This is a genomic window from Phorcysia thermohydrogeniphila, from assembly GCF_004339575.1.
Taxonomy (GTDB): domain Bacteria; phylum Aquificota; class Aquificia; order Desulfurobacteriales; family Desulfurobacteriaceae; genus Phorcysia; species Phorcysia thermohydrogeniphila.
Genome location: NZ_SMFV01000004.1, coordinates 120825 through 133395, shown reverse-complemented (window position 1 = coordinate 133395; position 12571 = coordinate 120825). Strand labels below are relative to the sequence as shown.

Annotated in this window: 17 protein-coding genes; 10 read left to right on the top strand and 7 right to left on the bottom strand. The window is 46.5% G+C overall.

Annotated features, from left to right (window positions below; genetic code table 11):
- Positions 1-10: 10 nt before the first annotated feature.
- Genes rimM through CLV27_RS06305 form a run of 3 tightly spaced genes read left to right on the top strand, consistent with a single transcriptional unit; the run spans position 11 to position 1585 of the window.
- On the top strand, positions 11-589 hold the full coding sequence (rimM, locus tag CLV27_RS06315) for a ribosome maturation factor RimM (protein ID WP_132526962.1): 579 nt from the start codon (positions 11-13) through the stop codon (positions 587-589).
- On the top strand, positions 586-1347 hold the full coding sequence (gene trmD, locus CLV27_RS06310; RefSeq protein WP_132526960.1) for a tRNA (guanosine(37)-N1)-methyltransferase TrmD: 762 nt from the start codon (positions 586-588) through the stop codon (positions 1345-1347). Before rimM ends, trmD begins: the two co-directional genes overlap by 4 nt.
- Positions 1331-1585, top strand: a complete 255-nt coding sequence (locus tag CLV27_RS06305; RefSeq protein ID WP_132526958.1) for a hypothetical protein — start codon at positions 1331-1333, stop codon at positions 1583-1585. Before trmD ends, CLV27_RS06305 begins: the two co-directional genes overlap by 17 nt.
- 5 nt (positions 1586-1590) lie before the next feature.
- On the opposite strand, the gene CLV27_RS06300 is transcribed toward CLV27_RS06305, so the two are convergent.
- Entirely contained in the window at positions 1591-1782 is a 192-nt protein-coding gene (locus CLV27_RS06300) for an FmdB family zinc ribbon protein (protein WP_132526956.1), read from the bottom strand.
- 107 nt (positions 1783-1889) lie between these two features.
- On the opposite strand from CLV27_RS06300, the gene pheA reads away from it, so the two are divergent.
- Genes pheA through atpE form a run of 7 tightly spaced genes read left to right on the top strand, consistent with a single transcriptional unit; the run spans position 1890 to position 6615 of the window.
- The gene (pheA, locus tag CLV27_RS06295) at positions 1890-2966 is read left to right on the top strand and encodes a prephenate dehydratase (RefSeq protein WP_132526954.1); all 1077 of its coding nucleotides are present in this window, start codon (positions 1890-1892) and stop codon (positions 2964-2966) included.
- Between the two features lie 20 nt (positions 2967-2986).
- Positions 2987-3571, top strand: coding sequence for an imidazoleglycerol-phosphate dehydratase HisB (gene hisB / locus CLV27_RS06290; protein ID WP_132526952.1), 585 nt, complete (start codon positions 2987-2989; stop codon positions 3569-3571).
- A 36-nt stretch (positions 3572-3607) separates the two neighbouring features.
- On the top strand, positions 3608-4909 hold the full coding sequence (hemL, locus tag CLV27_RS06285) for a glutamate-1-semialdehyde 2,1-aminomutase (RefSeq protein ID WP_132526950.1): 1302 nt from the start codon (positions 3608-3610) through the stop codon (positions 4907-4909).
- A 32-nt stretch (positions 4910-4941) separates the two neighbouring features.
- Complete coding sequence (locus tag CLV27_RS06280; RefSeq protein WP_132526948.1) at positions 4942-5151, top strand: AtpZ/AtpI family protein; 210 nt, start codon at positions 4942-4944, stop codon at positions 5149-5151.
- Positions 5148-5540 carry a hypothetical protein gene (locus tag CLV27_RS06275; RefSeq protein WP_132526946.1) on the top strand — a complete coding sequence of 131 codons (393 nt, stop codon included), beginning with the start codon at positions 5148-5150 and terminating at the stop codon, positions 5538-5540. Before CLV27_RS06280 ends, CLV27_RS06275 begins: the two co-directional genes overlap by 4 nt.
- Positions 5519-6223 carry a F0F1 ATP synthase subunit A gene (atpB, locus tag CLV27_RS06270; RefSeq protein ID WP_243644907.1) on the top strand — a complete coding sequence of 235 codons (705 nt, stop codon included), beginning with the start codon at positions 5519-5521 and terminating at the stop codon, positions 6221-6223. The genes CLV27_RS06275 and atpB overlap by 22 nt, the downstream gene beginning before the upstream one ends.
- Before the next feature lie 29 nt (positions 6224-6252).
- Positions 6253-6615 carry an ATP synthase F0 subunit C gene (gene atpE / locus CLV27_RS06265; protein WP_132526944.1) on the top strand — a complete coding sequence of 121 codons (363 nt, stop codon included), beginning with the start codon at positions 6253-6255 and terminating at the stop codon, positions 6613-6615.
- A gap of 51 nt (positions 6616-6666) precedes the next feature.
- Here atpE and CLV27_RS06260 read toward each other — a convergent pair whose 3' ends face one another.
- Genes CLV27_RS06260 through CLV27_RS06235 form a run of 6 tightly spaced genes read right to left on the bottom strand, consistent with a single transcriptional unit; the run spans position 6667 to position 12558 of the window.
- The gene (locus tag CLV27_RS06260) at positions 6667-7176 is read right to left on the bottom strand and encodes a BCAM0308 family protein (protein WP_132526942.1); all 510 of its coding nucleotides are present in this window, start codon (positions 7174-7176) and stop codon (positions 6667-6669) included.
- Between the two features lie 50 nt (positions 7177-7226).
- Positions 7227-8087 carry a tRNA (5-methylaminomethyl-2-thiouridine)(34)-methyltransferase MnmD gene (locus tag CLV27_RS06255; RefSeq protein ID WP_132526940.1) on the bottom strand — a complete coding sequence of 287 codons (861 nt, stop codon included), beginning with the start codon at positions 8085-8087 and terminating at the stop codon, positions 7227-7229.
- Between the two features lie 8 nt (positions 8088-8095).
- Positions 8096-8641, bottom strand: coding sequence for a macro domain-containing protein (locus CLV27_RS06250; RefSeq protein ID WP_132526938.1), 546 nt, complete (start codon positions 8639-8641; stop codon positions 8096-8098).
- A gap of 33 nt (positions 8642-8674) precedes the next feature.
- Positions 8675-9394: a 16S rRNA (uracil(1498)-N(3))-methyltransferase gene (locus CLV27_RS06245; protein ID WP_132526936.1), complete on the bottom strand. Its 720-nt coding sequence runs from the start codon at positions 9392-9394 to the stop codon at positions 8675-8677.
- 3 nt (positions 9395-9397) lie between these two features.
- Positions 9398-11860: an ATP-dependent Clp protease ATP-binding subunit gene (locus CLV27_RS06240; protein ID WP_132526934.1), complete on the bottom strand. Its 2463-nt coding sequence runs from the start codon at positions 11858-11860 to the stop codon at positions 9398-9400.
- Between the two features lie 20 nt (positions 11861-11880).
- Complete coding sequence (locus tag CLV27_RS06235) at positions 11881-12558, bottom strand: ABC transporter ATP-binding protein (protein WP_132526932.1); 678 nt, start codon at positions 12556-12558, stop codon at positions 11881-11883.
- Positions 12559-12571 lie beyond the last annotated feature (13 nt).

Below are 12571 nucleotides of genomic sequence, written 5' to 3'. Positions count from 1 at the left end.
CGGAGCTAACATGGAAAAAAAGAGGAAGAGGAGCATAAAGGCTATACTTGAGAGGCGTCAGAGGAAGGCCTTTGACCATAAAGATGAGGTTATGATAGGTAAAATCGTCGGCGTTCACGGGATTAGGGGAGAGGTGAAGGTTAAGTCTGAGTCCGACGTTTTTGAGAGGCAAATCAAGGTTCTTGATACCGTTCCCATTTACAGGGGAACGAAGAGGGAAGAGTTACAGCTTGAGTCTATGAGACACCACAAAGGGCTCTACATAATCAAGTTTAAGGGTCTTGACGATAGGACTGAGGCAGAAGAGAGAATCGGCGGGGAAATATGGATAGATAAAAACAAGCAGATTGAGCTCGGTGAGGGAGAGTTCTATTTCCTTGACCTTATCGGCTGTGAGGTCTTTACCGAGGACGGAAGGAAGGTAGGAGTTTTAAAAGGTATCTTGGAACAGCCTGCAAGCCACATCCTTGAAGTTGAAAAGGAGGACGGAAAGGAAGTTCTGATTCCCTTCATAAACCAGTTTGTAAAGGAAGTTGACGTTAAGAACAAGAAGATAGTCGTTTCACTCATTGAAGGAATGGAAGAATGAGGATAGACGTCCTAACCGTTCTTCCCGGCCTTTTTGACTGCTTTTTAAGTGAAGGAATAATAGGGAAGGCCGTTCAGTCTGGGAAGGTTGAGGTAAACGTTGTAAACATTCGGGACTTTGCTCTGGATAAACACAAGGTTGTTGACGACGTCCCTTACGGTGGCGGCCCCGGAATGGTTTTAAAGCCTGAGCCGATATTTCGTGCCTACGAGGAGCTTACGAAGGAGGGAGAAAAGCCTTACGTCATTCTTACAGAGCCTTGGGGGGAAACCTTTAACCAAGATATGGCTTTGGAGTTCTCTAAGAAGGAGCGCCTCCTGATAATATGTGGAAGGTATGAGGGGGTTGATGAGAGGGTAAAGGCCCTTGTTGATAGGGAGGTTTCAATCGGAGATTACGTTCTGACCGGTGGGGAGCTCCCCGCAATGGTAATTATGGATGCCGTTATAAGGCTTTTGCCGGGGGTTCTGGGGAATGAGGAGAGTTTAAAGGCAGACTCCTTTATGGACAGGGGGCTCTTGGGGTATCCCAACTACACCCGTCCGGCAGAGTTTAGGGGGATGAAAGTTCCGGAGGTTCTCCTCTCTGGACACCACAAAAAGATAGAGCTCTGGAGGAAGGAGCAGTCCTTGAGGAAAACCTTAAAGAGGAAACCTGAAGTTATTGAAAGGTTGAAGAAGGAAGGAATGTTAACTAAGGAGGAGCTTAGGATACTTGAGAAAATAGAGAGGGAGATGGAAGGTGGAAAGGAGAGTTGAAATCTACGGAAAAGACGGTTCTCTCATAGCCGGCTGGGAGGTGGATAAGGATGTGTGTGAAAGGTTTAGCTCTTTGAGCGATGGGGAGCTCCTTATGGAGGTCGTTACCCTTTTAATCGTCAACCTAAAGGAAGAAACTGGGATGGACTTCACTCCAAATATGGTACTTAACGAGCTTAGCAGGGTGGTTGTCTGTGGAAGGGAGATAGAGGTTGAAGGCGGGAACCCCGCCCCTTAGATGCCTCAGCCAAAAGCTGTGCAGGCGCTTCCCGTTGTTCCGGAGTCACTTCCTCCAACTGCACAGGCAGATACCTTCTTTGTAACCTTCTCGGAGTTACACTCTGGACACTTTACGCTACCAATCTGTGAATAGGAGAGGACGAACTTTTCAAACTCCTTTCCACACTCGTTACACTTGAATTCATAAATTGGCATTCATGCCTCCCTGTGAAAGTGTTTCATTGGAAAATTTGAATGAAAGAAGGTAAATGTCAAGTAAGTTAAAATAGAAGTTACACTTCTTTCACTTGTGAGGAGAGAGAATGAAAAGCCTTTCAGAACTCAGAGAGGAGATAGACCGTATAGATAGGGAAATCCTTGCCCTTTTAAACAGGAGAGCCCGTCTTGCTCAGGAAGTAGGCGAGATAAAGAAGAAGAAAGGGCTTCCATTTTACGTTCCCGGCAGGGAGGCAAAAATTCTCTCTAAGCTTGAGGAGATTAATCAAGGGCCTCTCCCTCCAGAGAGTATCAGGGCTATTTTCAGGGAGATAATTTCTGCATGTAGAGCTCTTGAAGAGCCCACAAAAGTGGCCTTCCTTGGTCCTCAGGCGACGTTTACCCACCTTGCAGCCCTAAAACACTTTGGAACTTCCTCAGACCTTCGTCCTATGGATTCAATTCAGGAGGTCTTTGACGAGGTAGAGAAGGGAAGGGTAGACTACGGCGTTGTTCCCATTGAGAACTCCATAGAGGGAATAGTTAACTACACGATAGATATGTTCCTTGATACAGACCTGAAGATAAGCGGAGAGATATTCGTGTCGGTTAACCTCCACCTTATGAGTAAGGAGGCAGAGCTCTCCAAGGTAAAAAAGGTTTACTCCCACCGCCACGCAATAGCTCAGGCAAGGAAGTGGCTCTCTGAGAACCTTCCAAAGATTGAGGTGGAGGAGGTTTCAAGCACGGCCAAGGCAGCAGAGCTTGCAAGCAGAGAGCCCGGAACGGCAGCGATAGCCAGCGAGGCAGCGGCGCTTCTTTACGACTTAAACATCTTGGCCAAAAACATTCAGGAGCTCTCCAAGAACTTCACCCGTTTCCTCGTCATAGGTAAGACCGACTCTGAGTTTCCTTCGGGAAGGGACAAGACCTCTGTGATGTTTAGCACCAAGCACGTGGCTGGAGCTCTCTTTAAAGCCCTTCAACCCTTTGCCGTTTATGATGTTAACCTTTCTAAGATTGAGTCACGTCCAACGAAGAAGAAGCCTTGGGAGTACGTCTTTTTCGTTGACATTGAGGGGCACAGGAAAGAAGATAGAGTTGCCAAGGCCCTTGAGGAGCTAAAGGAAACGTGCAGTTTCTTCAAGATACTCGGCTCTTACCCTGCAGGCTTTAAGGAATAAAACCTCTCTTGGAGGGTCTTTTGAGGGAAGCTACAGTAAAGAGAGTTACGAAGGAGACAGAGATAGAAATCTCTATAAACCTTGACGGTAGTGGTAAGTACGAGGTAGAAACGGATATTCCCTTTTTAACCCACATGTTGGAACTCTTTTCTAAGCACGGACTCTTTGACCTGAAAGTAAAAGCTACGGGAGACGTTGACGTTGACCACCACCACTTAATAGAGGACGTGGGAATAGTCCTCGGAGAGGCCGTTAAAAAAGCCCTTGGCGATAAGAGGGGGATTAACCGTTACGGTTTCTTTACCCTACCTATGGATGAAACCCTTGTCTCTGTGGCTATTGACCTTTCCGGAAGGCCTTACTTTGTCTACAAGGGCTTTCCTGAAATGGCTACTTTAATGGGAATAGAGTTTGACCTTTTCAGAGAGTTTTGGAAGTCCTTTGCCTTTTCTCTTTCCTGCAACCTTCACATAAACTGCCACTACGGGCTTAACCTTCACCACATGGCTGAAGGGACCTTTAAGTGCGTTGCAAGAGCTCTGAGGGTAGCTGTTGAAATTGATGAAAGGGCAAAGGGAATACCCTCTACTAAAGGGGTGCTGTGAGAGAAGAGAAAAAGAAAATACTGGAGGAGGTAGAAAATGGAAGTTAGGCGTTCTAAGGAGCTCTTTGAGGAGGCAAAGAAATACATTCCCGGTGGAGTGAACAGTCCCGTAAGGGCTTTTAAGTCCGTTGGGGGAACTCCGAGGTTCATTGCTAAAGCAAAAGGTTCTCACATATGGGACGTTGACGGCAACGAGTACGTTGACTACGTCTGCTCTTGGGGTCCCATGATACTTGGACACGCTCACCCTGCCGTTGTTGAGGCGATAAAGGAGCAGGCTGAAAAGGGAACGAGTTTTGGTGCTCCCACAGAGCTTGAGGTAGAGCTTGCCAAGATGATAGTTGACCTTGTTCCCGGAGTTGAAAAGGTAAGGATGGTCAACTCTGGAACAGAGGCCACAATGTCTGCCATAAGGCTTGCAAGGGGTTACACCAGAAGGAACAAGGTTATCAAGTTTGAAGGTGGTTACCACGGCCATGTTGACGCTCTCCTCGTAAAGGCGGGCTCTGGACTTACAACCTTTGGAGTTCCAACAAGTCCCGGAATTCCTGAGGACTTTGCAAAGCACACGATAACCGTTCCATTTAACGACATAGATGCCCTTAAGAGGGTAATTGACGAAGTTGGTGATGATGTAGCGGCGGTAATAATGGAGCCTGTAATGGCCAACGCCGGTCTCATAATCCCCGAGGATGGTTACCTTGAGAAGGTAAGGGAACTAACTGCAGAGAAGGGAATCGTCCTCATATTTGACGAGGTAATAACCGGCTTTAGACTCTCCTTAGGAGGAGCTCAAGAGTACTTTGGCATAACTCCAGACCTTTCCTGCTTTGGAAAAATCATAGGTGGTGGACTTCCCGTTGGGGCTTTTGGAGGTAAGAAGGAGATAATGGACTACCTTGCACCAGAAGGCCCTGTATATCAGGCTGGAACGCTGTCTGGTAACCCCCTTGCAATGGTGGCCGGTATAGCGACTTTGAGGGAGCTCCAAAAAGAGGGCGTTTACGAGTCACTGAGGAAGAAAATGGAAAAACTTGCTGAAGGCTTAAGAGAGGCAGCAAGGAAGGCAGGCATAGAGGATAAGCTCTGCTTTAAGAGGATAGAGAGCATTTCAATCGTTTACTTTACATCTAAGGACGTTAAGAACTATCAGGATGCTCTAACTTCCAACACAAAAGCTTACGCAGCCTTCTTCCAGAAGATGCTTGAGCAGGGAATTTACCTTGCCCCATCCCAGTTTGAAGTTGCCTTTATGTCAACAGCCCACACCGACGAAGATATTGAGAAGACCATAGAGGCAGCTGAGGTTGCGTTTAGAGAAGTTGCAGATATGCTCTAATGTGTAGTTCTCAATGAGTAAGAGGGAAAAGCGTGGGTAAACTGAAAGAGTACATAGAGAGGACTTCATACATGATGGTGGGGGTGCAGTTTGCCCTCGCCATCATTATTGGACTTGCGATTGGTTACTACCTTGACCGCCAGTTTAACACTTTCCCTTGGCTGACGCTTTTTTGGCTTATCATAGGCTTTTTTGCAGGGCTTAAAAACGTTTACAGGGAGCTTAAAAAGGTAACGAAATGAAGGAGTTTGATAAGTTTTTAAGAACTTTTTTCTCAGTCCAACTTACCTTCTTTTTTGTTTCAGTAGCGTTGGTTTTAATCCTAACAGGAGGAGACGTTTCATTCCTTGCTTCTTTTATTGTAGGTTACTCTATTATGTTTGTTGACTACTTTCTGCTGATAAAGTTTTCAAGGCAGGTTCCTGAGAAGGTTTTCCTCGGCAAAAAGACAGGCTCTCAGTTCTGGAAACGTTTCTTTATAATTGCTCTACTTCTCCTCTTGGTGGCTCAGTTTACTTCCGTGGACTTCTTTGCTATAATCCTCGCCGTCGCGATAGCTACTTCTGGAGTAGCCGTTTCGGCGGTAAAATTCAGGAAGGAGTGGGAAGGATGCAGGAGCACGGAAGCATAATAAAGATAGTGAACATATTCCCTAAGTCTTTTATACCGGGTGATTACCTCCCAGATGCTATTACAATGACATGGCTCTTAATGGCGGTGGTTTTACCCTTTGCCTACTTCTTCGGTAAGAACCTGAAAAAGTTCCCGACCAAGTTTCAGTACGTCTTAGAAGCCCTTACTTCTTTCATAGTTTACACCCTTGAAGATGCGATGGGAAGTTACGGTAGAAAGTTCTTCCCCTTGATAGGTGGTTTGGCGGTTTTCATCCTTCTTGGAAACCTCATGGGGCTTATTCCGGGGCTTGCCCAGCCGACGGCCAATCTCAATACCACTTTGGCCTTAGCTATAATTTCTTTCCTTGTCTATAACTATGAGGGAATTAAGAAACACGGATTTGTTAAGTATATCAAGCATTTTGCCGGCCCTGTTCCTTGGATGGCTCCCATAATGTTTCCTATAGAAGTCGTGTCTCATCTTTCAAGAATACTTTCTCTTTCCTTCCGTTTGTTTGGTAACATGTTCGGTGATGAGATGGTAGTTCTCGTTGCCCTTATGCTCGTTCCTTTCCTTGTGCCCGTTGCAGGAGAGTTTATCGTCTTTGCAAACAGCTTCCTTCAGACCTTTATTTTCTGCATATTAACTGTAGTCTACATTGCAACGGCAATTGAAGAACACGAGGAGCAACATAGTTAACTATAATTTTTAGGAACAGGAGGTTGCTGATGAAGAGAATTTCTCTCAAGAGCGTCCTTTTCACCCTTTTCCTTCTTGCAGTAGGGGCATTCCCAGCTTTTGCTTCTGAGGGTGCAAAGGACCCTAATGCTGTGGCTCTCTTACTTGGACTTTCTGCGATTGGTGCAGGCCTTGCCATTGGTCCCGCAGCAGGTGGAGCAGGTGCTGGACAGGGTCAGGCTGTAAGGGGTGCGTGTGAAGGAATGGCAAGGAATCCTCAAATGGCTGGTAAGCTTACAACTACAATGTTCATCGGTCTTGCTATCATTGAAGCGCTGGCTATCTACGGTCTCGTTATTGCGCTCATTCTCCTCTACGCCAATCCTTTTGCTGGACATCTTCTCGGAAAGTAAGTATAAGCAGTTTGGTCTGCCCCGCCTAAAGGCGGGGCTTTTTATTTTTTCTTAATCCCTGTGCCAGAAAACCCTTACTAACTTCTCACCTTCGTTGTACTTGAAGTCAAACTCTCCCTTAAAGGCGCTGTTTATGGCCTCTCCTAAGTGTCTTGCAAGGTGTTCGTTTGTGGTTGCTATTTCTATTGTCCCGTCTTCTTTTTCCTCTAACCAGAGGATTCTTTGGAGAGGCCTCTGCGCCATTACTTCGTCAACGATGTTCTTTATTCTGTTGAGTATTTCCTCCTTGTGTTTCACAAGGAACTCTCCACTCAGGTAAACTAAACCTCCCGGGTATTTGTCCCTTTTTCTCCTGCATGCAGGACACAGGGTTTCGTTAATTTCTCCGGTCAGTTTCTCTGGAATTTGTTCTGGCCACTGCCACCTTCCGTCCTTAAATATCACTCCACACTCTGGACACTTTGTTGGCTCTGGGTACTTCCTCTTTTCGTAGTAGGGGTTGTCGCTTTCCCAGGTGTACTCTTTCCTTTCTGCGGGAACGTAGCCGGGTTTTGCTCCCATAGTTTTTCCTCCTTTTTTCTTGGTCTCTACTCTTTAATTTAAGTCCTTTCTCAGTAGATTGGAGTTAGGGCTAAAGTCCTTTCAAGGATTTTTACGCAGGCCTGTTGTCTTTTTCTTATTAGTTCTGGAGGGTCACTTAAGGTTAAATCCCTGAATGGGATAGCTTTGGTTGAGATTTTGAACTTTTTGAGGAGCTTTTCTTCCGTTTTAAAGGAAGGGGAGGCTACGGTGGACTTTGACTTTCGCCCGAGGGCTATACCTTCTTTTACTCCAAAACCGGCCATTAGGAGAGCTCTCCTCACAGGTGAGGCTGCAGAGTAGGTTGCAAGTATTCCATCATCCTTGATAATCCTTCTCAGGATAGAAAAGAACTCAAGCGTCCAGAGCTCCGGATTTACTTTTGGGGAGAAAGGGTCGTGAAAAATTGCATCTGCAAACCCATAAAACCTTTCTCCAAACGCTTTGAGAATAGCCCTTCCTTCTCCTATAAAGATTTTCAGTCTAATTCTCTCGTCTACGTAGTTTAGACTTAGAAATCCTTTTTCACACCCCTTGTTTTTTAAAGCTGTTCTTATAATTGGCTTCCAGATTTCATACTCCTTCCAGTTTACTTTAAGGGAGCTCCCTATTACAGAGAGGTTCATCTCAAAGCCGACTACTGAAACCTTAGCTTTTGGGTTGGCCTTAAATACTGTGTCTAAGAAGGCGACGGTGTTGTAACCAAGGCCAAAGCAGACGTCAAAGAGATTAAGCTCTCCCTTTTTTCTTACTTTTTCCTCTACCTTACAGGGGATGCAGAACTTTTCTACTGATTCTCTGAAAGCTCCGGCAGTAACCGAGTGGTAGGCTTCGTTGAACTTCTCAGAAAAGAAGGTAATAGAGCCGTCGGCAGTTTTGAGCTCCTTTAGCATAGAACTTCTTACCTCAGCCTGCGAAGGAGCTCCCCGTAAAAGAGCTCTGAGGTTAGCTTATCTATGTTTGTAAAGTGGATTTCTTTTAAACAGGTTTCTGGGTTATTGTCTATATATTTTAGGACTTCATCTGTGATTACCTTAACGCCAGACTCCTTGGGATATCCGAATATTCCTGTGCTAACTGCCGGCAGGGCGACAGACTTTACCTTTAACTCTTCTGCCACCTCAAGGGCTGAACGGATTGCGCTCCTCAGTTTCTCCTCCTCGTTCCCCTCTCCCCAGACAGGGCCTACCGTGTGAATTACGTACTTTGCTTTTAGGTTTCCTGCAGAGGTGTAAACTGCCTTCCCTACGGGAACGTAGCCTATTTTGTCGCTCTCTTCCTGTATAACCGTTCCTCCCTTCCTTACAATTGCACCTGCAACTCCCCCGCCGTGTTTTAGAGAGCTGTTTGCAGCGTTTACTATGGCCTCTGTGTCCTCGTCCGTTATATCGCCGTGGATTACCTTTATGGTTACCCCCTTGTAGCTCCTTTCAAGGAGAACTTCCATGCTCCTATCACCTCTATTAGGGTTTGCAAGGGACTATCCCAAGTCTCCCCATATGTACTGGACGAGGCTCATACCAGCTATCGCTGCTGTCTCTGCCCTTAAGATTCGTTTTCCAAGGTATATGGGTTTAAAGCCTTTCTCTTTAAGGATTTCAATTTCCGTTTTGTCTAAACCTCCTTCTGGACCGACTAAGAAAGAGACGGAGCTAGCGTTGTAGGACTCGTAATCTTTAAAAGACTTTCCACCTTTTTCCCAGAGAACGAAGGAGAGCTCCGTGTTGTTCTCAATCTCCGGAAGCCTTACAGGTTCGTGAATTACGGGAAGGATGTTCCTACCGCACTGTTTTGCTGCGTTTATAACTATCTCGTTCCAGCGTCTTAACTTTCCTTCCCAGTTCTTTATGTTGTGGGCGTTTGATGAGCGTTGACAGATTACGGGAACGATTTCGGTAACTCCGAGCTCCGTTGACTTCTGGATTGCCAGCTCAAACTTCTGGAGCTTGTTTGTTATACCCATGTAGAGAATGGACTTTAAGGGGCTGTCCCTGTTTATGTTTATCTCTTCAAGGACTTTGAGCTTCACAGACGTTGGTGAAGCTGCAGTAATTTCGGCCAAGTACTCCTTTCCTTCCCCGTCAAAGATGATTATCTCGTCCCCTTTTTTAAGCCTTAAGACTTTTAAGGCGTGGCGGGCCTCCTGTCCTCTCAGGAAGGCCTCGCCGTTTTTTACCTTGTCAACCTTAAAGCGCCTCATTACTTACACTCCGGTAGTTTCCTTTTTCTTCCTTGGTTTTTTCTCCCTTACGGAGATTCTACCCTTTGGAGTAACGTCAAAGACGACCTCTCCACCCTCTGTAAACCTTCCCATGAGAATCTCGTCTGTGAGCCTGTCCTCAATGAGGGTCTGGAGAGCTCTGCGGATAGTCCTTGCACCGTACTCTTTCTTAAACTCCTTGTCAACGACGTACTCAATGAACCTGTTTGTAACGTGAACTTTAAGGTTGCGCTCCTTGAGCTCCTCGTTGAGCTTTTCAACCTGCTTGCGGACGATTTCCTTAACGTCCTCACGGGTAAGTGGGTGGAAGACGATTATTCCGTCAAGCCTGTTTAAGAACTCAGGCTTAAAGTGTTTCTTGACCTCCTCAAGGACAAAGGACTTCATCCTCTCAAATGAGCGTTCTTCCTCTTTTCCGTCTGCCACTTCAAATCCTAAACCTTTCTGTGAGGAAATGAGGTGCTTAGCTCCAAGGTTTGACGTCATAATCAGTATGGTGTTTGTGAATGAGACTGTTCTTCCAAGTCCGTCTGTGAGCCTTCCGTCCTCCATTATTTGAAGGAGGATGTTAAGGACGTCCGGGTGAGCCTTCTCAATCTCGTCAAGGAGGATAACCGTGTAAGGTTTACGCCTTACAGCCTCTGTAAGCTGACCACCTTCTTCGTAGCCGACGTATCCGGGAGGAGCACCGATTAGCCTTGAAACTGTGTGCTTCTCCATGTACTCAGACATGTCAAGCCTTATCATTGCCTTCTCGTCGCCAAAGAGAACCTCTGCGAGGGCTTTGGCAAGCTCAGTCTTACCAACGCCAGTTGGACCTAAGAAGAGGAAGCAGCCTATAGGCCTGTTGGTGTTGCTCCTGATTCCAAGCCTTGAACGCTTAATGGCCTTAGCGACGGCCTTTACGGCCTCTTCCTGACCTACGATTCTCTTGTGGAGCTCGCTTTCAAGTTTCAGGAGCTTCTCTGCCTCTTTCTCCTGTAACTGCTGGACAGGGATACCAGTCCAGAGGGCGACTATCTCCTCAACTTTGGCCTCATCTATGACTATCTTCTCTTCCTTCTGCTTGAGCTTCTGCTCTCTCTTGAGCTCTTCAAGTTCTGCTAAGAGGGAGAGCTCCTGCTGTTTGTAGTAGTGGGCCTTCTCGTACTCTGCCATTGCGAGGGCTTCTTCCTTGAGGGAACGAACCTTCTCAATCTCTTTCTCTAAGCTCTCTATCCGTGAGTCTTTCTTGCTTGCCTGAAGCTGAGCTTTTGCTCCTGCCTCATCAATGATGTCAATGGCCTTGTCGGGGAGTTTCCTGTCGTTTATGTAGCGAACGGCCAGCTTTACGGCTCTCTCAATAGCTCCGTCTGTTATCTTGACGTTGTGGAACTCCTCAAACTTTGGCCTTAAACCTTTGAGTATCTCAATTGTGTCCTCTACAGAAGGCTCTTCTACGAGAACGGGCTGGAATCGGCGTTCAAGAGCTCCGTCCTTCTCTATGTACTTCCTGTACTCGTCAATGGTTGTTGCACCGATGACCTGAATTTCACCGCGGGAAAGAGAAGGCTTGAGTATGTTAGAAGCGTCCATAGAACCTTCGGCAGCTCCAGCACCCACAAGGGTGTGGATTTCGTCAATAAAGAGGATTACGTCCTTGTTGTTCTCAAGCTCCCTGACGATAGCCTTTAGTCTTTCCTCAAACTGACCCCTGTACTTTGTGCCGGCAATGAGGGAGGCCATGTCAAGGGAGACGATTCTCTTGTTCTTGAGCTTTTCAGGCACTTCACCCTTTGCAATCCTTAGGGCAAGTCCCTCTACTATGGCAGTCTTTCCAACTCCGGGGTCTCCTATGAGAACAGGGTTGTTCTTGCGCCTCCTTGCAAGGATGTGGGTTACCCTTTCAATTTCCCTGTCCCTTCCAATCACCGGGTCAAGCTTTCCTTCTTCGGCAAGCTTAGTTAAGTCCCTTCCGAACTTATCAAGGTTTGGAGTGGAAGAGCGCCTTGTAGCTTTTTTCTCTCTGGCGATTCCTTTAAGGAGGTTAGAGACCTCTCTTCTTAAGGTGTAGTGGTCAAGTCCGTAGCTCCTTAAAATCCTACCTGCAAGTCCAAGCCTTTCCTTTGCAAGGGCGATGAAAAGGTGTTCGGGGCCTACGTAGGCGTGTCCTAAGATTTTTGACTCTTCAAGGGCATGCTCAAGGACTCTCCTTGCTTCTGTTGAGAAGGTGATTGTGTTTACGTCAACGTCAAAGGAGACCGGCTGAACCTGAGATATGATAATCTCCTGAATTCTTGCCTTTGATATGTTGTACTTGGCAAGAATCTGATTCGTTATCTCATCCTCCTTTAGGAGTGTAAGGAGGATGTGTTCAGTTCCGAGCTTTTCGCACCTTAAGGCAACGGCCTGCTCCTTGGCTTTGATGATGATTTGCCTTGCTTTCGTGGTGAACCTTTCAAACATATACGCTCCTTTGATAGGGTTTAAGCTATTAAGACGCCATCCTTTATAAAGTATACGTTATCGGCAAACTTTTCCAGCTCCCTGTTGTGGGTGGCTATGAGGAAGGTAGTCCCGAACTTCCGGTTCAGCTCTTTCATGAGGGTGAGGACGGACTTGGCAGTTTCGGTGTCAAGGTTGCCGGTTGGCTCATCGGCAAGGACAATCTCAGGGTCGTTAGCGAGGGCCCGTGCAATAGCTACTCTCTGTTTTTCTCCACCAGAAATCTCAAATGGTCTGTGAGATAATCTATGTCCAAGTCCTATAGTCTGCAACAGGTACTCTGCCCTTTCCTTGGCCTTTCTTTTGGGAGCTCCGGCTAAGAGCATTGGAATCATCACGTTCTCAACCAGAGACAGTTCATTTATAAGGTAGTGAAACTGGAATACGAATCCAACTTTTTTGTTCCTAAAAAAGGCTAACTCCTTTTCCGGTAGTGAGAAGAGGTCTAAGTCCTTGTAGAAAACCTTTCCACCGGTTGGTCTGTCAAGAGTTCCAAGTATGTGAAGGAGGGTTGACTTCCCTGAGCCTGAAGCTCCCATGAGGAGAGAAAACTCTCCCCTTTTAAGTGATAGGTTAATCCCCTTAAGGGCTTCTACTCTATCGTTTTCTGTTTCGTATACTTTCCTGAGGTTAACGGCTTTAAGGACGATTTCTGACATCTTGGCCTCCTTG

What these genes read in the sequence shown, in the direction of transcription:
- rimM (WP_132526962.1), top strand. Translation starts at nt 11, where the DNA reads ATGGAAAAAAAGAGGAAGAGGAGCATAAAGGCTATACTTGAGAGGCGT.
- trmD (WP_132526960.1), top strand. Translation starts at nt 586, where the DNA reads ATGAGGATAGACGTCCTAACCGTTCTTCCCGGCCTTTTTGACTGCTTT.
- CLV27_RS06300 (WP_132526956.1), bottom strand. Translation starts at nt 1,782, where the DNA reads ATGCCAATTTATGAATTCAAGTGTAACGAGTGTGGAAAGGAGTTTGAA.
- pheA (WP_132526954.1), top strand. Translation starts at nt 1,890, where the DNA reads ATGAAAAGCCTTTCAGAACTCAGAGAGGAGATAGACCGTATAGATAGG.
- hemL (WP_132526950.1), top strand. Translation starts at nt 3,608, where the DNA reads ATGGAAGTTAGGCGTTCTAAGGAGCTCTTTGAGGAGGCAAAGAAATAC.
- CLV27_RS06275 (WP_132526946.1), top strand. Translation starts at nt 5,148, where the DNA reads ATGAAGGAGTTTGATAAGTTTTTAAGAACTTTTTTCTCAGTCCAACTT.
- atpB (WP_243644907.1), top strand. Translation starts at nt 5,519, where the DNA reads ATGCAGGAGCACGGAAGCATAATAAAGATAGTGAACATATTCCCTAAG.
- atpE (WP_132526944.1), top strand. Translation starts at nt 6,253, where the DNA reads ATGAAGAGAATTTCTCTCAAGAGCGTCCTTTTCACCCTTTTCCTTCTT.
- CLV27_RS06260 (WP_132526942.1), bottom strand. Translation starts at nt 7,176, where the DNA reads ATGGGAGCAAAACCCGGCTACGTTCCCGCAGAAAGGAAAGAGTACACC.
- CLV27_RS06255 (WP_132526940.1), bottom strand. Translation starts at nt 8,087, where the DNA reads ATGCTAAAGGAGCTCAAAACTGCCGACGGCTCTATTACCTTCTTTTCT.
- CLV27_RS06250 (WP_132526938.1), bottom strand. Translation starts at nt 8,641, where the DNA reads ATGGAAGTTCTCCTTGAAAGGAGCTACAAGGGGGTAACCATAAAGGTA.
- CLV27_RS06245 (WP_132526936.1), bottom strand. Translation starts at nt 9,394, where the DNA reads ATGAGGCGCTTTAAGGTTGACAAGGTAAAAAACGGCGAGGCCTTCCTG.
- CLV27_RS06240 (WP_132526934.1), bottom strand. Translation starts at nt 11,860, where the DNA reads ATGTTTGAAAGGTTCACCACGAAAGCAAGGCAAATCATCATCAAAGCC.
- CLV27_RS06235 (WP_132526932.1), bottom strand. Translation starts at nt 12,558, where the DNA reads ATGTCAGAAATCGTCCTTAAAGCCGTTAACCTCAGGAAAGTATACGAA.